Origin of the sequence: Acinetobacter sp. 10FS3-1 (genome assembly GCF_013343215.1) — a bacterium.
Taxonomy (GTDB): Bacteria; Pseudomonadota; Gammaproteobacteria; order Pseudomonadales; family Moraxellaceae; genus Acinetobacter; species Acinetobacter lwoffii_C.
The window spans coordinates 1,840,235-1,863,805 of the sequence record NZ_CP039143.1 but is presented as its reverse complement, the minus strand read 5'-3'; the positions used below and the strand labels follow the sequence as shown (position 1 = coordinate 1,863,805).

At 42.5% G+C, this 23,571-nt stretch carries 21 protein-coding genes and 3 pseudogenes; 13 read left to right on the top strand and 11 right to left on the bottom strand.

All coding sequences use genetic code 11. From position 1 onward, the window contains the following. Positions 1–184: 184 nt before the first annotated feature. Both catC and E5Y90_RS08825 read right to left on the bottom strand, forming a co-directional pair. Positions 185–475, bottom strand: coding sequence for a muconolactone Delta-isomerase (catC, locus tag E5Y90_RS08830; RefSeq protein ID WP_004827058.1), 291 nt, complete (start codon positions 473–475; stop codon positions 185–187). Between the two features lie 14 nt (positions 476–489). Then, positions 490–1,599: a muconate/chloromuconate family cycloisomerase gene (locus E5Y90_RS08825; RefSeq protein ID WP_168397078.1), complete on the bottom strand. Its 1,110-nt coding sequence runs from the start codon at positions 1,597–1,599 to the stop codon at positions 490–492. Between the two features lie 102 nt (positions 1,600–1,701). On the opposite strand from E5Y90_RS08825, the gene catM reads away from it, so the two are divergent. After that, the gene (gene catM / locus E5Y90_RS08820) at positions 1,702–2,619 is read left to right on the top strand and encodes a cis,cis-muconate-binding transcription regulator CatM (protein WP_168397077.1); all 918 of its coding nucleotides are present in this window, start codon (positions 1,702–1,704) and stop codon (positions 2,617–2,619) included. Positions 2,620–2,676: 57 nt separating this feature from the next. Here the strand turns inward: catM and E5Y90_RS08815 are convergent, their stop codons facing one another. From E5Y90_RS08815 to E5Y90_RS08785, 8 genes and pseudogenes are all read right to left on the bottom strand, one after another. Beyond that, positions 2,677–4,290 (bottom strand): dynamin family protein, encoded by a 1,614-nt coding sequence (locus E5Y90_RS08815; RefSeq protein WP_168397076.1) that lies wholly within the window; start codon positions 4,288–4,290, stop codon positions 2,677–2,679. After that, entirely contained in the window at positions 4,287–5,546 is a 1,260-nt protein-coding gene (locus E5Y90_RS08810; RefSeq protein WP_174660010.1) for a GTPase, read from the bottom strand. The genes E5Y90_RS08815 and E5Y90_RS08810 overlap by 4 nt, the downstream gene beginning before the upstream one ends. A gap of 88 nt (positions 5,547–5,634) precedes the next feature. Next, positions 5,635–6,579: a catechol 1,2-dioxygenase gene (catA, locus tag E5Y90_RS08805; protein ID WP_174660009.1), complete on the bottom strand. Its 945-nt coding sequence runs from the start codon at positions 6,577–6,579 to the stop codon at positions 5,635–5,637. Between the two features lie 226 nt (positions 6,580–6,805). Continuing rightward, positions 6,806–7,506 (bottom strand): IS1 family transposase gene (locus E5Y90_RS08800; protein WP_416377163.1). Its coding sequence is split into 2 segments (ribosomal slippage): positions 6,806–7,095 and positions 7,095–7,506, totalling 702 coding nucleotides; the frame shifts between segments, so codons are not numbered across the junction. A gap of 167 nt (positions 7,507–7,673) precedes the next feature. Then, positions 7,674–7,757, bottom strand: a pseudogene (locus tag E5Y90_RS08795) (Fic family protein); the annotation flags it as partial. Continuing rightward, positions 7,747–9,012 (bottom strand): tyrosine-type recombinase/integrase, encoded by a 1,266-nt coding sequence (locus E5Y90_RS08790; protein WP_168397073.1) that lies wholly within the window; start codon positions 9,010–9,012, stop codon positions 7,747–7,749. The gene E5Y90_RS08790 and the pseudogene E5Y90_RS08795, both read right to left, overlap by 11 nt. Positions 9,013–9,341: 329 nt before the next feature. Continuing rightward, positions 9,342–9,548 (bottom strand): annotated as a pseudogene (locus tag E5Y90_RS17690) (IS5/IS1182 family transposase); the annotation flags it as partial. A 481-nt stretch (positions 9,549–10,029) separates the two neighbouring features. Continuing rightward, entirely contained in the window at positions 10,030–10,914 is an 885-nt protein-coding gene (locus E5Y90_RS08785; protein WP_151206051.1) for a LysR family transcriptional regulator, read from the bottom strand. Between the two features lie 176 nt (positions 10,915–11,090). Between E5Y90_RS08785 and E5Y90_RS08780 the strand changes: the two genes are divergently transcribed. The 9 genes from E5Y90_RS08780 (at position 11,091) to tnpC (ending at position 20,982) form a co-directional block, all read left to right on the top strand. Continuing rightward, on the top strand, positions 11,091–12,620 hold the full coding sequence (locus E5Y90_RS08780; RefSeq protein ID WP_174660008.1) for a CoA-acylating methylmalonate-semialdehyde dehydrogenase: 1,530 nt from the start codon (positions 11,091–11,093) through the stop codon (positions 12,618–12,620). Between the two features lie 11 nt (positions 12,621–12,631). Next, positions 12,632–13,522 (top strand): 3-hydroxyisobutyrate dehydrogenase, encoded by an 891-nt coding sequence (gene mmsB, locus E5Y90_RS08775; RefSeq protein ID WP_174660007.1) that lies wholly within the window; start codon positions 12,632–12,634, stop codon positions 13,520–13,522. Between the two features lie 86 nt (positions 13,523–13,608). Next, complete coding sequence (locus E5Y90_RS08770; RefSeq protein WP_174660006.1) at positions 13,609–15,258, top strand: AMP-binding protein; 1,650 nt, start codon at positions 13,609–13,611, stop codon at positions 15,256–15,258. 60 nt (positions 15,259–15,318) lie between these two features. Then, positions 15,319–16,446 carry an acyl-CoA dehydrogenase family protein gene (locus E5Y90_RS08765; protein ID WP_174660005.1) on the top strand — a complete coding sequence of 376 codons (1,128 nt, stop codon included), beginning with the start codon at positions 15,319–15,321 and terminating at the stop codon, positions 16,444–16,446. Positions 16,447–16,465: 19 nt separating this feature from the next. Further along, entirely contained in the window at positions 16,466–17,239 is a 774-nt protein-coding gene (locus tag E5Y90_RS08760) for an enoyl-CoA hydratase (RefSeq protein ID WP_174660004.1), read from the top strand. A gap of 21 nt (positions 17,240–17,260) precedes the next feature. Further along, complete coding sequence (locus E5Y90_RS08755; protein ID WP_174660003.1) at positions 17,261–18,328, top strand: enoyl-CoA hydratase/isomerase family protein; 1,068 nt, start codon at positions 17,261–17,263, stop codon at positions 18,326–18,328. Positions 18,329–18,524: 196 nt separating this feature from the next. Then, a complete protein-coding gene (locus E5Y90_RS08750; protein ID WP_019836977.1) occupies positions 18,525–18,908 on the top strand; it encodes a transposase in 384 nt (127 codons plus the stop codon). Further along, positions 18,905–19,240, top strand: coding sequence for an IS66 family insertion sequence element accessory protein TnpB (gene tnpB, locus E5Y90_RS08745; protein WP_174659632.1), 336 nt, complete (start codon positions 18,905–18,907; stop codon positions 19,238–19,240). Before E5Y90_RS08750 ends, tnpB begins: the two co-directional genes overlap by 4 nt. 74 nt (positions 19,241–19,314) lie before the next feature. Beyond that, the gene (gene tnpC / locus E5Y90_RS08740) at positions 19,315–20,982 is read left to right on the top strand and encodes an IS66 family transposase (protein ID WP_174660002.1); all 1,668 of its coding nucleotides are present in this window, start codon (positions 19,315–19,317) and stop codon (positions 20,980–20,982) included. A gap of 30 nt (positions 20,983–21,012) precedes the next feature. Here the strand turns inward: tnpC and E5Y90_RS08735 are convergent. Continuing rightward, positions 21,013–21,396: pseudogene (locus E5Y90_RS08735) on the bottom strand (transposase); the annotation flags it as partial. Between the two features lie 206 nt (positions 21,397–21,602). On the opposite strand from E5Y90_RS08735, the gene E5Y90_RS08730 reads away from it, so the two are divergent. The 3 genes from E5Y90_RS08730 (at position 21,603) to E5Y90_RS08720 (ending at position 23,509) form a co-directional block, all read left to right on the top strand. Further along, complete coding sequence (locus E5Y90_RS08730) at positions 21,603–22,322, top strand: MFS transporter (RefSeq protein WP_151206062.1); 720 nt, start codon at positions 21,603–21,605, stop codon at positions 22,320–22,322. Positions 22,323–22,333: 11 nt separating this feature from the next. Beyond that, the gene (locus tag E5Y90_RS08725) at positions 22,334–23,008 is read left to right on the top strand and encodes a hypothetical protein (RefSeq protein WP_174660001.1); all 675 of its coding nucleotides are present in this window, start codon (positions 22,334–22,336) and stop codon (positions 23,006–23,008) included. Positions 23,009–23,134: 126 nt separating this feature from the next. Continuing rightward, on the top strand, positions 23,135–23,509 hold the full coding sequence (locus E5Y90_RS08720; protein ID WP_174660000.1) for a winged helix-turn-helix transcriptional regulator: 375 nt from the start codon (positions 23,135–23,137) through the stop codon (positions 23,507–23,509). The last annotated feature ends 62 nt before the right edge of the window (positions 23,510–23,571 follow it).

Genomic DNA, 23,571 nt, shown 5'->3' with positions numbered 1-23,571 from the left:
TATATGCTTAAATTGCTATGCGTAAATATCATTTCAAAAATACCTATGCATAAAAATTATTGGGTTGTTATCACTGTACAATTAGGACCTATTTCAAACTGCTCCTTTAAAACTCCTGTAATACATCTCAGTATATAAATGAGAGATAAACCACCCTAAAAATTAGAGTGGTTTAATGTTCTGATCAGCTATCATTTTCACGAACTGAAGAAGGATGGCGGTTCAACGCTGTTACTTGAATATCCATATACGGGTAGAGTGGTAAACCTTGCAAAATGTTGTGCAACTCTTCATTGCTTTCAACATCAAAAATACTGATATTTGAATATTGACCCGTAATACGCCAAATATGGCGCCATTTACCTTGGCGCTGTAAATCTTGTGAATAAGCTTTTTCAACAGCTTTAATTTCATTGGCTTTATCGCTTGGCATATCTAAAGGGATATGTACGTCCATTTTGACTTGGAAAAGCATGATGACTCCTTAAATTATTGACGACGTAGGTTGTCGATTTTATTTTCGTCCAACTCAATACCTAAGCCTAAACCTGTAGGGATTTGTAGCTCAAAATTTTCATATTTAAGTGGCGTTTTTAAAATTTCTTCAGTCAGCAATAATGGACCAAATAACTCAGTGCCATATGCTAAATTGCTGAAGGTTGAAAATACGTGGGCTGAAGCAATTGTGCCTACAGAACCTTCTAGCATGGTGCCACCGTATAAATCTATACCTGCAAGATTGGCGATCTTTCCAATTTCGCAGCCCTCAAGTAAGCCGCCCGATTGCGCAATTTTTACTGCAAATACAGAGGCAGCGCTTCGTTTTGCCAGTTCATAAGCACTTTGTGGACCCATGAGTGATTCATCTGCCATGATCGCAATATCAAATTTACGTGTTAAGCGTTCCATAGCATCAATATTATGGATCGCGCATGGCTGTTCAATAAGGTCAATGCCACCATCTTGCAGCATTTGAATACCTTTAATCGCGGTTAATTCTGACCATGCACGATTGACATCGACACGAATTGAAATGTCATCACCTAAGGCTTTTTTGATTGCCAATACATGTTCAACATCTTGTTCAACAGGGCGTGAACCGATTTTGAGTTTGAAAATATTATGACGCTTGCTAGCAATCATCTTTTGCGCTTCAAGAATGTCTTTTTCAGTATTACCAGAAGCTAATACCCATAACACTGGAATACTGTCTCTTAGGCGACCACCTAAAACCTCACTAAGAGGCAAACCCAGACGCTGTGCTTGGATATCGAGTAATGCAGTTTGAATGGCGCATTTTGCAAAACGGTTACCATTAATATTGCGATTAATGACCTGCATAATTTGCGCGACATTCACATCTTTCAATGTTTTGAGTAGAGGTGCAAAATAGGTTTCAATATTGGTTTTGACGCTCTCAGGGCTTTCTTCGCCATATCCTAAGCCACCAATTGTGGTGGCTTCGCCCCAGCCGATAAAACCGTCGTCTGTGCTGATTTTAACCAGTACGAGTGTCTGAGTTTGCATTGTTGCAACAGCCATCTTATGTGGACGGATCGTTGGAATCTCAACAAGCAATGTTTCTATAGTTTTATACATTGCAAAAAATCTTCTGTGTTTAGCTATTTGTATACCCTAAGTTAATGTAATATCTTAAACTAGAGCCAAATTGGTATTTTTGAATACTTAAAAGGTATATAAATGGAATTAAGACATTTACGTTATTTTGTGACGGTTGTTGAAGAGCAAAGCATTACTAAAGCTGCAAATAAACTCTGTATTGCTCAGCCTCCTTTGAGTCGACAAATTCAAAAATTAGAAGAAGAATTAGGCATTACCTTATTCGAACGAGGATCGCGCCCAGTTAAAACAACAGAGGCAGGGATGTTCTTTTATGAACATGCTGTGCAAATTTTGACGCATACAGCTCAAGCGACCTCAATGGCGCAGCGCATCAATGCTGTGGATAAGACAGTTCGGATCGGCTACGTCGGTTCTTTACTGTATGCTTTGTTGCCTCAAATCATTTATTTATTTCGTCAGCGGCATCCAGATACACATGTAAAATTAATCGAGTGTGGCACGCGGGATCAGATTGAAGCCCTAAAAGCAGGTAAGATTGATATTGGTTTTGGTCGATTGCGATTATCCGATCCAGCCATCAAACGTTTATTATTACGTAAAGAGCGCTTAAAACTGGCGGTGCATAAAAATCATCATCTGGCAGAATTTATTGATACTGGCGTTTACCTGTCACAAATTGTCAAAGAATCCATCTTTTCTTATCCCATTGCGCCTAAACCTAATTTTTCGACATTAATCCAGTCTATTTTTACGGAATTAGGCTTAGTCCCGAAAGAGCTTATAGAAGTTCGTGAAATTCATTTAGCACTCGGTTTGGTTTCCTCTGGCGAAGGGATTTCAATCATTCCTGAAAGTGCCAGTGAAATTGGCATGAAAAACTTAATCTATATTCCAATTTTAGACTTAGAAGCTTATTCGCCAATTTCATTATCGGTCAGAAATATGGATCAAAGTTCATACATTCCCGATATTTTAGAATGCATAAAAGAAGTATTCGCCGAAGAGGGGGAGCCAGTTCAACTCAATGATGATTAACATAATGGTTGGTAAGCTGCACTGAAGTTTTTCCTAATGTGCCTATTTAGGATCTAATTAGGATAGATTCAAAAGATTCCTCGCTTTTGACGAATCAGAACTTGGCCTTCTTAAATAATCGGCAATGTATTTTAGTTCTTGTTCATCATTGATTAAGCCCTGATGGATGGTCTCAATTTGCTTTTCAATGTTGCTCAGCACGTTTTGACATTGCTCAATGACATCATCCAAATAGTTGTCTACTTTCTGCAATAAACCATTCGAAATTTCAGTATATAAACGCTCATGACCAATGGCTAAGATGTCCTTATCCTCCTCTGCATATATGACGTCGTATGCCAAATGCTCCGAAAACTCTAAATGCTCAAGCGGCATAAATTTCAATTGATAATCAACCAAATGATTTGAAATGTGTACTACCAGTAATTGATTGGTTTGCTGTGTAAGCGTGCGATATAAATCAGGCAAGGCTTGCTGCGCGGCAAATTGTTCTAATAGGCTTGGTAAAGTGGCAATAACGCTGCGCCAAGTCTGTGTCATGATTTGAGACTTATGCTGCACTAATGCATTGCTGGCATTGTTCAAACACACCTGCAATTGATTAAGCTGCGGCACAACTTCAAGTTGTAACGGCGCTAATATTTCTTCCTGCAAATGATGAAGCAAGGCTTCGGCAGGTTTTCGCTGTTTATAGGCTAAGGCGGGTTCAATTAAATGAAAAAGAGCATTAAATAGGCTATTAAATCCAGCAGATTGCATAGCTTGATCATTAAAATCTGCATCTTTTAACATTTGCGAAGAAATCGATACTGGCACTTGCAATAAGTCAGGATCAACTTGCATTTCCACCAGTTGCGATGTGGCACGCGTATAGACGTCCTGCTCCTGCAAACTGCGTTGATCCGAATTTTTATTGCATAAGACTTGGAAAATTTCTCCATCCACCTCGTCTTCATCAAAATAATCACTTCTGGTAATCACAGGCAGTAAGGGTTTATGCCTACGTAACTCCTGTCCCAAAGCCATGAGTTCTTTGACCTGACCGGGTGAAGATGAACTGCTTAACCATAAAACACCATCGGCACTGTCTAAAAACCGTTGAGTTAGTTCGGCATTTTGGGGAGTTACAGAATGCAGTCCAGGCGTGTCTAATAAAATTAAATTAAGACCGAGGCAAACACCTTGTAAACGCGAGGTGGTCTCTGTGGCACCTTCTTTTAAAGGTTTATCACTTTCGATGATATTTCCAGCATCGAGGTAAAAATAACCAACGCTTTGTTGTCGTCTGCGGAAACTTTCAGCCAAGACATTACATAATGAACTTTTACCGGCATTAAATTTGCCAAAAATTAATAAAATGATTTTATCTTCAAAATGTTCAGCAATAGATTGTGCATCTTTGAGGCGGTCTAGATGTGTTTCCCAGTGACTCAGATAATGTTCAAGTTGGGTATTTAAAGCCACAATCGCAGTAGATATTTGGCTGGATGAACTCAATCCGTTACTGTTTAAACGTCGTTCATTTAGATTGGTTGCCAGTTGCTGATGCCAAGCCTGCATTTTATTTAAATGCAGTAGAATATCTTGCTCAGGCTGAACGAAAGTATCAGAACTTTGGATCAAATGTTGAATTGGACTTTCAATCGAAGTTTGAATCAAATCAGTACTCATAATGCTCCCTCCAAAGTTTCTGTTACTTGTTGGGCTTGTACAATGAGTTGAAGTCGTTGCTCTAGATTCTGCAGTTGGTTTTTCAATTGCATGCGATCGGCCGAGACTTCAAAATAGTGTGTGAATTCACGTCGCAAACGATCACGACCTGATTCTTCGTCAAAAATAAGTTTTAAATCCTTACGCAGTTTGACCGAAACCCCCATGACCGCAACCATCACAGTATCCAAACTACGGACATTACTTTTTTGTGTATCAGGTAAACCAATCACACCATATCGTACTAAGTGACTGTTGATTTCGATACAAGCGCGAGAATACGCTACTTGAATACGGTTACGATCTCGTTTACCCGCAGTCACTTTATACATATTGGCAAAGGAATCTGGTTCTAAAGAATCGTCTTTTCCTGAAATCTGCAGAATGGGCTGTAAATCCACACGAACTTTGTCTAGCACTTGATTGAGATCATGCAAAAAGGATTCAGCTTGTTGTTGAAGCGTTGTGTTCAGTTGCTGTATTTGGGTCTGAGTTGAATTTTGCAGTTCAGAGATTTCTGATTTAAGTTCAGTGAAGATTTTATTTTTTTCAAACTGGCGTACTGCGGAAACTTTTTCAATCATGCCGTTGAGGGTTTGTTGCAGTTCTGGAATACCACTACGTTGAACTAGTAGTGGTTTAGAATTGACTAAGCCTTGGCGATGACGCGTTGCAGAAACGGGCATAACATTGGCATCAGGCGCTTGTTTTTTAATGCTGTCGATAATATGTGCTAAAACATCTTGATCTGGTGCTTGATCGATTTGCGTCAGCACCAGTACGCTTTGACGCCGTGTTTGCTGTTCATCTTGTTTGAATTGTTGAAATAATTGTAATTCATACGGATCGAATTCACCCTCACGAACAGAATGGATTATTAAGCGGATATCCGCTTCGGTCCACATCGCATCTTGCGCATATTGGTCGTCAATGGCTGCGACATCAGCATCTAAACCTGGTGCATCTAACCAGCGGACATTATGCTTTAAATGTTCAGATAAAGTGACCGTTTCACGTTTATCTGCAACAGAGAAAATGTCATCGCCAATTAGTTCATTTAAAAGTCGGCTTTTACCGTGGTTATATTTGCCAATCACCGTCACGGTGGGAAATTGTCCTGCTAACAAGATAGCACGAAGCCGAGCCAAACTCCTATCTCGCTCTGGAAGAATGGTTAAAATTTCATTTTTTGCTGCATCAAAAATACGAATATCCATATAATTTTCTATTTATCCATAAAGCAAATCAGGCTACGCGATTGCTGACAGCCTGATTACAAGATTCAAAATTAGATTTATTGTTGCATCAAGCTTGCAAGCGCGGGCGGTCTACCACTTGGTTATCAACTCCATCGACAAGTCGGCTTAATTTTAGATCAAAGACCATTTCAGCAAATGGACCTTCTACGCCGTTGGCTTGACTTATCGCAGGATCGGTATGCTCAATCGCTTCAACCACTAGGCCTTCACGAGTTGCATAAGCGAAGTCATCGTAGGTGTACGGGTCGCCAGCAACGTTAATTTGCGTAGTTAGTTTGCGATGACCATCAGCTGACACAAAGAAGTGGATGTGCGCAGGACGGTTACCGTGACGACCTAATTGATTTAACAATTGCTGTGTTGGACCATCTGGTGGGCAGCCATAACCTGATGGCAGAATCGTTTGTACACGATAATGGCCTTGTGCATCCGTCATAATAGTACGGCGCATGTTGAATGGTGTTTGTTCGCCAGTTGGGTCAAAGTGTGAATAGAAACCTTTGGTATTGGCATGCCAAATTTCAACTTGTGCATTTGGAATCGGCTGGCCATTAGTATCGTAAATTGTACCGTGCAATATTAAGGTGTGGCCATTTGGATCACTTCCGTCATCCATACGAGCAAAGCCTTGTGATACAGGCGCACCAGCTACATATAATGGGCCTTCAATAGTACGCGGTGTTGGATTATCAATACCTAAAGCGGCATCCGCGGCATCCATACGCATATCAAGGAAATGGTCAAAACCTAAACCAGGGGAAAGCAATCCAGCTTCATGACTTGTACCGAGTTGGTTTAAATATGCAATTGCCGCCCAATATTCGTCAGAAGTAATTTCTAAATCTTCAATTGATTTAAATAAATCAGAAACTACGCGGTGGATAATTTGTTTGATACGCGGATTACCACCTTCTTGCTCAAGACCACTGAGTAGATTTATAAAATTTTGTACTTCTTCCGTGTTAAAAATTTTAACATTTGCGGCTGTCATGGCTATCTCCTTCATGTTGCCATAATGCTGGTCCACTTCATAATTATTCAATCGTTGTATGAGTTAAGCCTGCATTGATTCTTAAATTGTATATCCGTTCATATATACCTTAATTAAATGTTATAGCCTTATCTAGTCTTTTTTTGGTATCTTTAAATACTTAAAAGGTATATTTAAGGAATGTGGTTTTAAAAAATTAGGTGGTGTTTCAAAAAGTATGCTGGCGTTAAACAAATCCGTTATTAAGGTAAAAGAAAGTCAAATCAAAGGCTTTGAAATGATTTTCGAGCTTTTTAGAAAAGTTGCAACTTCTCCTAAATCCACGCCTGATTCGATGACGAATTCTACAATTGTTACCTTCAATACCGACGGTAAAAAACTTACCGATCACTTGCTTGCAACATTGAAATGCTGTGATAAAACTATCCCAGTGATCACTCGCAATTCGAGCATATTGAACCCCAAGCTTTTTAAGTCTAGCTTTAAGACGTTGAACCGTTACTAAATCCCGCTTACCCAAACATAAGCAACAATTTCTCCAGATTCTCGATGGTAGGCATAAATAAGCCATTGTTTATTTTTCTTATTCCCTACAAAAGTCCAAAGTTCATCGACTTCAAGACATTCGTAGTGGCTTTGTTTAGGCTGAATCTGATAGATCGATTCACTTAAGGTTCGTAATACCTTGCCAATGCTGATACGCTCGACTTCAGCAATATCTCTTACACCGCTTCCTCTGACCATTAAATGTAATATCTTGCCGGTAATACCTGAGTTACACCCTTGATAGCTTAATGCATGATCACCAATAAACTGACGTTTGCAATCTTTGCACTGATGGTTTTGTTTCCCATCTACTTTGATGCCATTTCTCTTTATATTGTTACTTAGACAGGTAGGACATTTGATTTGTAGCGTTATTTTCATACCTCTATTTTATCAAAAGCCATATTGTTTTTTTCAGCATACTTTTTGAAACACCACCTATTTTTCTTATCTGTATTGCATCTATTAACTCAATATATCTAATGATATTATAGATCTAAACTAAGAATTAAAGTTTAAATTTCCCCCTAAGTTATTGAATAGGAAATTTAAATTCCTAAAACAACTTGATATGGTTTAAATCCTTCAAGTACAGCTTCAGAAACCAACTGGATAAATGATTCAGTTTTTCCGGGTATTTAAATTAATGCCATTTCGTACTTGTTGTAAAATCCAATCCTCATATTCTTGTAGTGTCTCTCGTAGCATATCCATAGGCCGTACGATGTAGTGCCTTTCAACTAATGCGCTTGGTTTATGACCTGATATCTGTGCTAAAGATCCTTCATTGATTTTTGCCCATATAGCTAATGTTTTATACGACCTTCTCAATCCATGGGGTGTAAGTTCAATATTTAGTTTTTTACATATTTTCTCTAAGCTATCATAAGGATTAACAATATGACCACATTCAGCGTCCTTACTGCTAAATATGAATTTAGAATCAGAATTTTTCTTTAGTTCTAATAATAGGCTTTCAACATATGTAGTCAGAGGAATTAGGCGACCCTCATCTTCAATTTTATCTCTGACTTTCGCTGTTTTCCACCGAAAATCGACATCTGTCCATTTTAATGAAAGTAGCTCATTCTTTCTGCAACCAGTGATTAAACTACATATCAAAAAAATCGCTATTTTTCTATTAGTTAACTTATTTACCTCTTCAAACCATGGTTTTAGATGCTGTTTCATCAAACAATCATTCTTGGCTTTTGGGGAAGGGACTTTATCTTTAACTTTTTTTGAGTTGTATGATTTTGGAGGCACTAAGTTTTCATAATCCTCGTGTTCCTCACACCAATTCAGGAAAGCTCGTGTAAGTCTGTATGCTTTAGCTGATGTTGTTGGACGGAAGTCATTGTGATCAAGCCAATCGCATAATACATCTGCAGTTAATTCAGAAAGTTTGTACTCAAACAGTTGAAAAATGGGTTGATTAGCATAAACACTATTTTTTTCAGGATCGTAACCACCTCTAGATAATTCGATATGATCCTGATAGCTTCTTGGTCGCCAATTAGGTTGTCTTGCTTTTAAATATTCAGACCATACATCTTTAAATTTAATAGTTTTGCGCTTTTCTTGCTTTAGCAGTTCTTTATTATTAGCTAAAGCTTTCTTACGCTCGATTAATGGGTCAATCCCTTTGTGGCACATAATCGCCAATTCTTGTGCATACTTACGAGCGTCATCTAATTTCCATACATCAACGTCACCAATTTTGATACGACGGTTTTGAAGACCAATACGGCCTTGGAAAATGTAGCTTTTATTATTTTTAGGTGTAACTTTAACACCGAATCCAGGTGTTCTCTCATCCCAAAAAAAAGTTGGTTTAGTTTTGTCCGAGCAATCAATTCTATCAATAGCAGGTTTTGTTAACTTCATTCTAGTAAGCGTCTGGTAAGCAAGTAGTAAGCAAAATTAATATATATCAATCTACAAAAAGAGTGAATAGTAAACTTTGTATAATTTATAAGTACATGATAATATATATTTTATTTTAATATCTTGTTGATATTTTGATTGAGCATGAACGGACTCATAATCCGTTGGTCGACAGTTCAAGTCTGTCTGGGCCCACCATATAAAACAACCACTTAGATGCATTAACCCTAAGTGGTTTTTTGTTTTTAGAATTCATGTAAGTACTATGTAAGCAGCTTAAATCAATATTATTTTTAATTGGCTTTAGAGCATAAAGGCTTTAAAGATAGAATTACCGCATGTGCTTGTCGATCTGAAAAGACTTTTCTGCAATGTTTCGTGTCATAAGCTCCATCTATATAGACAGAATTAATCCGCTCATCCAGTAAAATTTGATCAGGTAAATCATCGAGTACTAGTGAATCACTAATCTTGTTCATTATGAGCGGAACTGTACATATTTGCAGTGTTTCAGCCTCTATACCCATATTTAGCCTAAGCCGCTATCATCGATATGAAGGTTAATGTTTCTTACGTTTTTACTTGCTGTCACTTAAAGATTTCAAGTCAGTACAATCGGTAATTAGATGTAGGCGATTGCTGCTTTCTTTAATAGCTAACTGCAATAAATATTAATATGTTTTTGTCTTTTATATAATTAAGGTTCGGTTATAGGAAGATCAATTTGTTGTACGATAGATTTTAGGTCTAGACTTATTCATTTGAGAGTTATTGCTGAATAAGCCTTTGGGATAAGTTCGTGCAATAAAGCCACGGCAGTGTAAAAATAATCCCCTAATAGCATTTAAAAACCGACTCCCTTAGCTCATATAGGGGGCATTTTAGACTGCTTAACATGTTAACTTTTTGAGTATCCCATACCTTTATTGTTCTATAGTCTTTAGGATTTGGCTATAATTCTGGTGATCCGTTCATTTGCTGTGTCTAGATATTATTGAAATCTATACAAATAGTGATTTATCTGCCCATTAGCAGTTCTTGCTGAACATCGGCCTGTTTACGCAAAAAATCCCACACTAATTTAATTCTCGGCTCATGTTGTAAATCGACCAGGGTGAGCATCCAGAAAGTATGGGTAAAACTCAGCTGATCGCCTAGAACTTCTTCCAGTTCACTTTTATCATGTACAAGAAATCTCGGCAAAATGGCCAATCCGGCACCGGCCCGAACTGCAATCTCCTGTGCCAGAATACTGTTACTGCGAAAACAGGCGCTGACTTGCAAGGGCAGGCGTTCCAGTGAATACAGCGCCGCGCTATAAACCAGATCATCAATATAATTGACAAAACGTTGCTGTTTCAGATCTTCCAGTTTTTGAATTGGCGGATTTTGTTGTAAATAACGTTTACTGCCATACAGCTTTAGACAGTAATTGGACAACCGGGTAATGATATACGGCCCGGATTTAGGCCGGTCGATGGAAATAACGATATCCGCTTCACGATGCGAGAGTTTAATGGTTTTCGGCACCGGAATCAGGTCAATGGTCAATAGCGGATAATGCTGGGAAAACTCAGCCAACAGGCCCGCCAGAAATGCTGTGCCGAAGCCTTCCGGCGCGCCGATACGAACCCGACCTTGCAAGGGATCATGGCGCTTGTCAATCTGGATAAAGGACTGTTCCATCTGTTCCACACGCGGTACTAGTGCCAAACCTTCCAAAGTCAGCTCATAACCTGTTGCTTCACGTTTAAACAGTTGTGTACCGAGGGTATTTTCCAGCGCCTGAATCCGCCGTGCCACGGTGCTGTGTTCAACTCCAATCAAGCGGGCTGCGTTGGTGAGCGTTTTAGCACGTGCCAAAACCAAAAAAAAGCGTAAATGATCCCAATCTACTTTCATCTTCTCTTTAACATCCTGTTAAATCCTGTGCATATTTGCACAATCATCGTGCATCAATTTCTATTGGTGGTCAAAGTGTTCTTTGTTAGTCTGCTGACACAGCGTAAAAAAATACGTTAAAAAAAAGCCAGTAAAGGCAGATACAACGACAATAACAAAACCAGCACGGAGCGACCATGAACGCTATTCATCACCCCCAGCAACGTACCGGATTCACCACCGCAAAACTCCTGATTAATGGTGAATTTGTCGAATCAAAAACCAGCCATTGGCAAGATATTGTTAATCCTGCAACTCAGGAAGTCTTGGGTCAGGTGCCTTTTGCCACGACTGAAGAAGTCAATGCTGCAATTGCGGCGGCGCAAAATGCCTTTGCCAGCTGGCGCCAGACCCCGATTCAGACACGTATGCGTATCATGCTGAAACTACAAGATCTGATTCGTACCAACTTAAAAAGTATCGCACAGGTTTTGACCGCTGAACAGGGCAAAACATTAGCAGATGCCGAAGGTGATATCCAGCGTGGTTTAGAAGTGGTTGAACATGCCTGTTCAGTCGGTTCCCTACAAATGGGTGAATACATAGAAGGCGTGGCACGTGGTGTTGATACCTATACCTTGCAACAGCCACTGGGGGTCTGTGCCGGAATTACCCCCTTTAACTTTCCGGCAATGATTCCGCTGTGGATGTTCCCGATGGCGATTGTCTGCGGCAACACCTTTGTTTTAAAGCCTTCGGAACAGGATCCACTGTCAACCATGATGCTGGTTGAACTGGCGATTCAGGCTGGCGTGCCAGCAGGTGTGCTCAACGTGGTGCATGGTGGTAAAGAAGTGGTCGATTTGCTCTGTACCCATTCTGACATCAAGGCCATTTCCTTTGTCGGTTCGACCGCAGTCGGCACCCACGTCTATAACCTCGCAGGCCAGCATGGCAAACGTGTGCAGTCGATGATGGGCGCGAAAAACCATGTGGTGGTGATGCCAGATGCCCATAAAGAACAGACTTTAAATGCTTTGGTCGGTGCCGCTTTTGGTGCAGCAGGCCAGCGTTGTATGGCACTTTCCGTGGCAGTGATGGTCGGCGAGACCAAGCACTGGGTTGATGAACTGGTCAATAAAACCAAAACCTTGAAAGTCAATGCCGGGCATGAACCCAATACCGATGTTGGACCGGTGATTTCGACCCGTGCCAAAGCCCGCGTGATTGATCTGATTAACAGTGGCATTGAACAAGGCGCTGAACTGCTGCTCGATGGTCGTGATGTTCAGGTTCCGGGCTATGAGCAGGGCAACTTTGTTGGACCAACGATTTTTAATCAGGTCACGACCGATATGCGCATTTATCAGGAAGAAGTGTTTGGTCCGGTGCTGGCGATCATGCATGTCGACACTTTAGAACAAGCGATTGAGCTGATTAATGCTAATCCATTCGGTAACGGCGTTGGACTGTTTACCCAAAATGGCAATACCGCGCGCATCTTCCAGAACCAGATTGATATTGGTCAGGTCGGCATCAACATTCCAATTCCTGTCCCTGTACCGTTCTTCAGCTTTACCGGTTCACGCGGTTCAAAGCTGGGTGATTTGGGTCCTTATGGCAAGCAGGCAGTACAGTTCTATACCCAGACCAAAACCATTACTAGTCGCTGGTTTGAAGATGATCAGGAAACCACGGGTGTCAATACCACCATCAGCCTGCGCTAAGGAGCATCCGCATGAAGATTGCATTTATTGGTTTGGGCAACATGGGCGGCTCGATGGCGCAGAATCTGCTCAAATCGGGACATCAGGTTTTTGGTTATGACTTAAGTACCATGGCTTTACAGCATTTTGCCGAAGCGGGCGGTATAGTTTGTGACAGTCCACAAGCTGCCGCAAAACAGGCGGATATTGTGGTCAGCATGCTGCCGGCAGCCAAGCATGTGCGTGAAGTCTATCTCGGTGAACACGGTATTCTGGAAGTACTCCAAGCCGGCAGCCTGTGTATCGACAGCAGCACCATTGACCCGCAAACTATTCAGGAGATTGCCACGATGGCGCAGGCCAAACAGGTTTGTGTGTGTGATGCACCAGTCTCTGGCGGGACTTTGGGGGCCAAAGATGGCACTCTGACCTTTATGGTGGGTGCAGACGATGCCACCTTTGAGGCCGTAAAACCAGTCCTCAGCAGTATGGGTAAAAATCTGGTGCATTGTGGCGCTGTAGGAACAGGACAGGTGGCAAAAATCTGTAATAACCTGATTCTGGGTATTTCCATGACCGCCGTTGCGGAAGGCATGGCGCTTGGTGCCAAACTGGGCATTGATCCTCAAGCACTGGCCGGGGTAATCAATAGCTCAACCGGACGTTGCTGGAGTTCTGAAATCTATAATCCCTGGCCGGATATCTGTGCCAATGCGCCGTCATCACGGGGTTATACCGATGGTTTCGCAGCACAGCTCATGCTTAAAGATTTGGGCTTGGCCGTCGATGCAGCGCAGCAGGTGGATCAACCAGTTGTACTTGGCAGCATGGTACAAAAACTCTATCAGCAATTGTGTCAGGAAGGGGATGCGCATCTGGACTTTTCCAGCATCATGCATCAATACACTACGCCACCTGCTTAACACTTAAAATATCCAGATGAAGCAAGGATTCGCTTCATTAACAGTACCTTGTCAGTAATAACGATAAATTCAGGCTGAGGTTGAACATGTTAGATTATCAAAAAACGATTGAAAATTTTGATTTAGATACAGTGGCAAAACAGTATTTATCCGGTTCGATGCAGGCACTGAACGCCTGTTATGAATGTTGCGACCGCCATGCCGACTCCGATGCCATTGCCTTGCACTGGTACGGTAAAGATGGCCGCAAAGAACAGTATAGCTTTCGCGAGCTTAAGAAATATTCCAGCCAGTTTGCCAATTTTTTGAAGTCTCAAGGCATTGGCAAAGGAGACCGCGTTTCCGGATTGTTACCGCGGACTCCAGAGCTAATTATTACCATTCTAGCGACCTGGCGGATTGGTGCAGTGTATCAACCTTTATTTACTGCCTTTGGTCCTAAAGCCATCGAACACCGTATTCAGCTGGCGCAAAGCAAGCTGGTCGTGACTGATCTGGCGAATCGGGAGAAACTCTCCGATCTTAGTGCTTGTCCTACGATCGTCACTGTACATGCCGAAACGCAGGCCGAAACCTATCCGCGAGACCTCAGTTTTTGGACAGTGTTAAACCGTCAGGCTGAAGGTTGTGAACTGGAAATGCTCAGTATCGATGAGCCATTTTTGTTGATGTTTACCTCTGGAACCACTGGACCGGCCAAGCCTCTAAAAGTGCCGCTAAAAGCCCTGATTGCTTTTGCTGGCTATATGCACAATGCCATCGGTCTAACCGAAGATGATGCTTTTTGGAATATTGCTGATCCGGGCTGGGCTTATGGCTTGTACTATGCCATTACCGGGCCTTTACTGCTCGGGCACTCGACTCTGTTTTATGAAGGTGGTTTCAATGCCGAAAGTGTCTGCGACATTGTCAAGGAGTATGGCATTACCAATCTGGCCGGTGCGCCGACCGCTTACCGCATGATGATGGCTGCTGATCCGGCTCAGATGGCGCAGCTGCGCGGCAAGTTGCGCGTGGTCAGTAGTGCTGGAGAACCCTTAAACCCGGAAGTGATCCGCTGGTTTAAAGAAGTACTGGATGTAGCAATTTATGACCATTATGGCCAGACTGAAGTCGGGATGGTGGTGTGCAATCATCATGCACTACAACATCCGGTCCGTTCAGGTTCGGCAGGCTTTGCCAGTCCGGGTTATCGGATTGCAGTCATCGATGAACAAGGTCAGGAACTAGCGATTGATGTTCCGGGCATCCTGGCAGTGGATATCAGTCAGTCCCCAATGATGTGGTTCTCGGGTTATGAAGAAAGTCGCAAATCGCCCTTTGTCGGACATTACTATTTAACTGCGGATACCGCGGAAATTCATGCCGATGGCAGTATGAGTTTTGTGGGGCGTAGTGATGATGTCATTACCACCTCAGGCTACCGCGTGGGACCATTTGATGTGGAAAGTGCCTTGCTGGAACACGATGCCGTGATTGAAGCCGCCGTCATTGGCGTGCCTGATCCTGAACGTACTGAAGTGATTAAAGCCTTTGTAATTCTGGCGAATAACTTTACAGCCTCACCTCATCTGGAAGAGGAACTGGGCCAGTTTGTGAAAAAGCGTTTGTCTGCCCATGCTTATCCACGCCTGATTGAATTTGTCACAGAATTGCCCAAAACCCCGAGTGGCAAGATTCAGCGTTTCTTACTGCGTAATCAGGAAATCAACAAGCAGCAGGTGAAAACCGCATAAATCAGCCCAAGCCCGCAGATTGAATAAAAATATTGAATAAAGAGATTGAAGGAAGCATCAATGCAATTTACGGAAGAGCAACAACTGATTCAGGATATGGCCAAAAGCTTCGCCCAGGAACAGATTAAACCTTTTGCCAGCGAGTGGGATCAAAAAGGCATCTTTCCTAAACAGACCTTGTCTCAAATGGGTGAGCTGGGTTTTTTAGGCATGCTGATTCCAGAAGAGTGGGGCGGTTCAGGTACGGGCACGCTGGCTTATGTGCTGGCCCTCGAAGAAGTAGCTGCGGCAGATGGTGCAACCTCCGCCATCATGAGCGTACATAACTCGGTGGGTTGTGTGCCGATTCTGAAGTTTGGGACGGAACAGCAAAAGCAGCAGTTTTTAAAACCGTTGGCTCAAGGGGAAATGATTGGTGCCTTCGCCCTGACCGAACCGCATACCGGTTCGGATGCGGCAGCGATTAAAACCCGGGCGGTCAAGGACGGCGATCACTATATTATCAATGGTGCCAAACAGTTTATTACCTCAGGCCATAATGCCGGGATGATTATTGTCTTTGCCGTGACCGACCCAGACGCGGGTAAAAAGGGCATGAGTGCATTTTTAATCCCACGTGATACGCCCGGTTATGAAGTGATTCGGGTCGAAGAAAAACTCGGTCTACATGCTTCGGATACCTGTCAGATTGCTTTAACCGATGTCCGCATTCATGAAAGCCTAAGACTGGGTGCAGAAGGTGAAGGTCTGAAAATTGCCCTTGCCAATCTGGAAGGTGGACGGATCGGCATTGCGGCACAGGCGGTTGGCTTGGCGCGTGCTGCTTTAGAAGAAGCCACTGTTTATGCCCATGATCGTATGGCCTTTGGCAAGCCAATCTTTGAGCAGCAGGCGATTGCATTCAGGCTGGCCAGCATGGCCACCGAAATTGAAGCGGCACGTCAACTGGTGCATTTTGCTGCACGTAAAAAGGAAGCCGGTGAAAGCTGTTTAACCGAAGCCTCTATGGCCAAGCTCTTTGCTTCGGAAATGGCAGAACGTGTCTGTTCCAAAGCATTACAGATTTTTGGCGGCTATGGTTATCTGAAAGACTTTCCGATTGAACGAATTTATCGCGATGCACGGATTTGTCAGATTTATGAAGGCACCAGCGATATTCAGCGCCTGGTAATTGCACGCAGTTTATAATTTTAAAGGGATTTTTATCATGCAATGGCAAACGATTTTACTCGAACAACGTAATGGTGTCGGACTGATTACTTTAAACCGTCCGCAAGCCTTAAATGCACTGAACAACCAGTTGATTGTTGAAGTCAATCAGGCACTGGATCAGCTGGAAAAAGACCCAAAGATTGGCTGTATTGTGATTGCCGGTTCGGAAAAAGCCTTTGCTGCCGGTGCCGATATTAAAGAAATGGCGGATTTAAATTTTCCACAAATTTATCTGGATGATTTTTTCAGTCTGGCCGACCGGATTGCCCAGCGCCGTAAGCCTTTAATTGCTGCGGTAAGTGGCTATGCCTTGGGCGGTGGTTGTGAATTGGCCTTAATGTGCGATTTTATTTACTGTGCTGATAATGCAAAATTTGGTTTACCTGAAGTCACTTTAGGGGTATTGCCCGGCATTGGCGGAACGCAGCGTTTGACCCTGGCCATTGGTAAAGCCAAAGCCATGGAAATGTGCCTGACCGCACGTCACATGGGCGCACAAGAAGCCGAGCAAAGTGGTCTGGTGGCACGTGTCTTTGCCAAAGAAGAATTGTTGGAACAGACGCTGCAAGCGGCAGAAAAAATTGCCGAAAAATCTTTGCCTGCAGTGATGATGATTAAAGAATCGATTAATCGGGCTTTTGAAGTCAGTCTGGCCGAAGGTCTACGCTTTGAACGACGGGTATTTTATTCTATTTTTGCTGGTTCTGATCAGAAAGAAGGTATGCAGGCCTTTGTTGAAAAACGCCCAGCCAAATTTACCCATCAATAAAAAAAGAATAGGAAAAAAATAATGAGTGCTGAAAATAACTTAGTGATTAGCGTACAGGGAGTTCTGGGTATCATCAGCCTGGACCGCACTAGCCATTTAAATGCCTTAACCCTACAGATGATTCAAGGTATTCAGTCACAATTAGATCAGTGGCGCCATGATCCAGAGGTGCAAGCGGTTCTGATCAATTCTAACAGTCCCAAGGCATTCTGTGCCGGAGGAGACATCCGCTATCTGTATGACAGCTATCAGGCAGGCAATACCCAATATCAGGATTTTTTTGCCACAGAATATACGATGCTGAGCACACTGCGCAATTTTCCAAAGGCCGTCATCGTGATGATGGACGGTTATGTTCTGGGTGGAGGATTTGGACTGGCGCAGGCGTGTCATATTAAAGTGACCAGTGAAAAATCACGCTTTGCCATGCCAGAAACTGCGATTGGCTTTTTCCCGGATGTGGGAGCCACCCATTTCCTGTCCCGACTGGATGAAGTTGGCGTTTATATGGCACTGACTGGTGAACAGATCAGCAGTAGCGATGCGTTATATCTGGATCTGGTCGATTATCATGTGCCGAGTGAAAATTTTGCTAAACTAGAAGCGGCATTGAGCGCTGCGCCTATTTTAAATCCGGTGGAAATCCGTAAAATCATCAGTGCGTTTATCACCCATCCGGTAGAAAGCGAGTTGCAAAAACGTGTTGGACTGATTAACAAACATTTTTCTTATCCGCGTCTGGAGGAAATTGAACATAGTCTGGCTCATACAAGCGATGCCCTTGATCAGGACTGGGCCAAGAAAATGCTGGATCTCTTGCAGCAACGTCCGCGGATGGCAAAACAAGTCAGTCTGAAATTACAGCAGACCGGTCAGAATCTGTCGCTGGAAAAATGTATGCAGTTAGAACGGGATTTACAAGATATCTGGTTAGAGCAGGGCGATTTCATCGAGGGTGTACGTGCACTGATCATTGATAAAGATAAAAATCCGCAGTGGCAAATAGACAATGTAAACTTTGAAAAAACGTTGGAAAAATGCTGGCCCGCCTGGAGCAAGCAATATATAGATTCGCTTTGTTATAAATAATCAAAATTTATTGTAAAGAAACCCGAATCCGGCTTAAGCCAATGATTCCATAACCTGAATTATTGGCTTATTGCGATGAATTCATTGATATGCGCATAACCATGCATAAATGTAAGCGTCCGCTGAACACACCTTCTGAATTCATCCTATAAGCCTTAATTTAGTTCCCACCTAAAAACAAGTGGGGACTTAATCCATGAACATGGATATATATTCAGCAACACCTCCTGTTGCTAAAAAACGCAGAACGTACAGCAAAGAATTCAAACTCAGTATTGTCAATGCCTGTAAAAATCCTAATACCTCGATCGCTTCGGTCGCACTGCAACATAGTATTAATGCCAACCTTGTCAGTCGTTGGATCAGGATCTTCAGCCATCATGATGGTGCCGTGCAGGATCCTACTCATGTGAATCCAGCATTTATTGCTTTGCCTTACACTGCTGCAATCAGCCAACCTATTGATGAGAGGATCACGTTGTGTATCACCGTGCCTCATACGAATAATGATATTCAGCTAAAATGGCAGACATCAGAAATACCTGCCTTGGCAGAATTACTCAAGGCACTGGCAACATGATCCGCATTGATGAAATCTGGCTCTCCACCCAACCTCTGGATATGCGAGCAGGGATGGATACGGTCATGGCGCAGATTATGAAAGCCTTTGGCTCAATCAAACCGCATTGCGCCTACCTGTTCTGTAATAAACGTGGCCATCGTATGAAAGTGCTGGTACATGATGGACTGGGCATCTGGCTGTGTGCCAGGCGTTTGGAACAGGGAAAATTCCACTGGGCTAAAGTTCACCAGGGTGAAAGCGTAGCTCTCAACCCGGAACAGTTACAGGCATTAATCCCGGGTTTGCCTTGGCAGCGCATTGGACGACAGCAGGTGGTCACGATGCTCTAAACCAAGCTCGGCTATTCTGCCATCCTCCAAACGTTCTATTTCATTCTTCTCATGACCTCAGGCATACTGCGGTCATGAATACGCTGCCAGATTTAAGCCAACTGACCCATGAACAACTGCTGGAATTCACCCGGCAGTTGGCGATGCAGCATCAACAACTCGCAGAAGATAAACAACAATTAGATGCTCAAGTTCAACATCTGGAAGTATCAAATCAACAATTAGATGCCAAAGTTCAACATCTTGAAGTCACCAATCAGCAATTAGATTCTAAAGTTCAGCATCTTTCTATTCTCAATCAAAAATACGAGCATGAACTGGCGCTGTTTAAACAGCATAAATTCGGCAGTAAAAACGAACATCTCACCGCAAAACAAATCCATCTGTGGGATGAGGCGGTCGAAGAAGATATCGCAGCCGTTGATCTGGAATTAGAACGATTAAATGCAGATAAAACCCATGCAGCGACACAGAAAGCCACAGTCAACAAACCTAAACGTCGACTGCTGCCAGATCATCTACACACCATCCGTATTGAGCATGAACCTGCATCAACCCAATGCAGTTGTGGCTGCCAGTTACGTCGTATCGGCGAAGATATCAGTGAAAAACTGCATTTCAGACCGGCACAGTTCTATAAGGAACAGCATGTACGTGGCAAATGGGTCTGTGATCAGTGCGACACCCTGACTCAGCAAGCGATGCCCGCCTATGTGATTGATAAAGGTATTGCCAGTCCTGAACTGCTCAGCCATGTGCTGGTATCGAAGTATGCCGATCATTTACCGCTGTACCGTCAACGTCTGATCTATCAGCGGGCTGGCATTGATCTGTCCAGATCCACTTTATCTGACTGGATTGGTCGCTGCGGTGTGGAACTGGAACCTCTGGCCAATGCCTTAAAACAGGTGGTACTACAACAGCAGGTGCTGCATGCAGATGAAACACCGGTCACCATCATGCGGATGGGTGAGAATGATAAAAAACCGAAGAAAGGTTATGTCTGGGCCTATGCCACTACACAGTACAATCCAGTTCAAGCCGTGATCTATGACTTTCAGGATAGTCGTTCAGGTCAGCATGCTGAAGCGTTCCTGAAAGACTGGCAGGGCCATCTGGTCTGTGATGATTACAGCGGTTATAAAGCACGCTTTAAATCAGGCCAGGTCATTGAGGTGGGCTGCATGGCGCATGCGCGTCGTAAATTCCATGAACTGCATGTGACCAAAAAAAGTCAGGTCGCTGAACAGGCATTAGTGCTGATTCAGAAACTGTATGCCATAGAAGCAGAACTCAGGAAAAAGACCGATGGTACAGCGGAAGACCGCCGCGAATACCGACAACAGCATAGTCAACCAGTGATGCAACAACTATATGAATGGCTCAACCAACATCATCTGACAGTGCCATCGAGTTCACCTACCGCCAAGGCCATCAATTACACTCTGAAGCGTTGGCCAGCTTTAAGCCGCTATCTGGATGATGGCAATCTACCTATTTGCAATAATTGGGTCGAGAATCAGATGCGTCCCTGGGCGTTGGGGCGCAAGAACTGGCTGTTTGCAGGTTCGCTGCGCAGTGGTCAGCGAGCGGCAAACATCATGACGTTAATCCAGTCAGCAAAGCTGAATGGGCTGGATCCGTATGCCTATTTAAGTGATGTGCTGAAAAGGCTGCCGACGCATAAAGCGACCCAAATAGAAGAATTACTGCCACATCGCTGGAAATCCAACTCAAATTAAAAAATAGGCATGGGGTTCAGCGGACGCTTACGCATAAATTCTACTGATAGCCTCATGAAGGCTAGGTGCTTTACTCGTCACTAAATTGGATGGGTCTTGCAACAAGCTGAATAGCGTTTCTATTTTATAGGGTTATTTTAAGTGATGTTTATCTGAGGTACTGAGTTGAACAGCCTGTCTGTTCTTTCGACGGTAGATAATTAAATCAATTCCTTGATCTATTAACCTGCTTTTGAGTTGTTAGCTGATATAGCCACGAACTGCATAAAGCTTTATAGTTAAACCTTCTACCAATTGCTCAACCCTTTTTATGTCGGTAATATGCCCATTCGATAAAGCAGAACAGGCGTTTTCACCCAATCGATTCATCGCAAGAGATAACTTATAGCCATAAAACCAGCCCATTGAACTTTTACTAGACAGAATAATAATTCGGTCCTATTAAAGCTCAGCACTAGCGTTTAAGGTTGGGGGGAACTCAGCAGCTAGCTCTAGTCTTTTTATTTTTCCTGTTAATTTCTTAGCCGCGATTCGGGTTAAAAATCCTATACAAAAAATAGCAAAACATAAAATATTTGTGTTCACAATAAAGTGTTAACCAAGAGGATAAGGATAGCCTTTTGCGATCTAAATATATAATTGCTGCCATTACTTTAATTTTTTTTGCGACCTTGTGTGGACTCTTAATTGGCATTTGGGTGTTTCAGTATTTTAAGATTTATATTCCATTACAAGATCAGCAAGTAAGTATTGATTTGAAAGAGCCTTTGCAGGCTGAGGTTAAAATTCATGATGCCTTGAATGTGGATGTTCAGGGAAATGTAAATGCTGAAATTCCTATTCAAGAAAATCTCAATATTCCTTTAACCCAAACACTGACCCCACGTGTGTACTTTGATAATTATGTGCCGATTAAAACGGTTATTCCAGTTAATGAGGTATTAAAGGTAAAGCAAAATATCCCGATTGATACCCGGGTTAAGGTAAATGTCTTAGGAAAGGATATTAGCTTGCCGCTCAAAGGCACGATTCCGATTGATCTGGACGTTCCCCTGCAACTGAAGGTTCCACTGGAGCAAAAAGTGCATTTGAAATTTGATGCACCTGTAAAAACGGTATTAAAAGAAAATCTGAATATTCCACTTAATACTACATTAAAAACCAGTATTCCAATTCAGGGACATCTGAATGTACCTATTCAAACTGCATTACAAGCGAGTGTAGATGTACAAAACACCTTGCCAATTACGATTCAGCAAGGTGAGTTGGAAATTGCTTTGGATAGCTTGAAGCTCAAGCGAACACCGACGCCCTCAGCAATTCATACAGCCGATGAATAGGAGGGAAAAGTATGCCTATTTCTATTCGTATATGGGCGATTCTGTTTGTAATTACGACTTGCTGTATTGCCGTGCTGTTCTGGTTCTATCTGAATATACAGGCCAGCATGCATATCAAGGCACAGCATGCTTCAGTCAGATTACCAGACGCATTGCCCACTAAAATTTCAATTGGAAATCATTTACAGACCCATGCTCAAGGAAAGCTGGACACAGAGATTAAAATTAACCGTGGACTCGATTTACCTTTACAAGGTAAATATCGGGCAAATTTGCAGTTTGCCGTTGTAGTACCAGTTTCGGTAAATGTCGATTATAAAACCACGATTAAAGTCGATCAGATAATGTCACTTGAAACCTCCACCAATCTGATCTACCAAAACAAGTTGTTGCCGACCTTTCCTTTAAAAATGGATGTGCCGATTCGTCTGGATCTACCATTTCAGCTGAAACAAAATTATCGGATTCCCATCAGAATCCTGTTTGATGGGCCCGTATTTTTAGGCTTTGATGAGTCCTTACATTTACGGGTAAAACATGATTTTAAACCTCAGCTTGAAATGAATGACCCGATGACTATGCGTAAAATCACCACCTTTCATGCCACCATGCGGAATATCGAACGAAATACCAAAGCCAATTTGGAGATGCACATGCAGTTGCCCCTGAAGCAGATTCACCCTTAAAAGCCTCTGTATTAAAGTGATTAATTTTGGGGAAAAATAAACTTGTGGCTTCAATCCTGTTTTGATAACTTACTTAATGTAAGTACATAACAAAAAGTAAGAATTTTGATTAAAGGGAAGGGCTTTATGGCGACTTATGAAACCAGTAAATTGCTTGGTCAAGTATTATCTGTAGATTGTCCGTCACGAGGGATCTTGGAGCATCTTACCAACAAGTGGTCAGTGCTGGTCTTGCGTTGCTTAAGTGAGGAAGTACATCGCTTTAGTGAATTAAAGCAGCGCATTGAAGGAATCAGTGAAAAGATGCTGGCGCAAACTTTAAAAATGTTGGAGCAGGATGGTTTTATTTTAAGAACCGTCTATCCGGTGGTACCGCCGAAAGTAGAATATCAGCTAACCATATTAGGTTCGCAGGCGGCTGAAAAAGTGAATTATCTGATTGGCTGGGTAGAGCGAAGTTTACCGGAAATTTTAGATAATAAATCGCGTATTAGCCCATAGGTTTTAAATTGTTTTGCCAGAGTTGGAATGAAAAGATTGGTATATTCAGTGATCAAGCGATT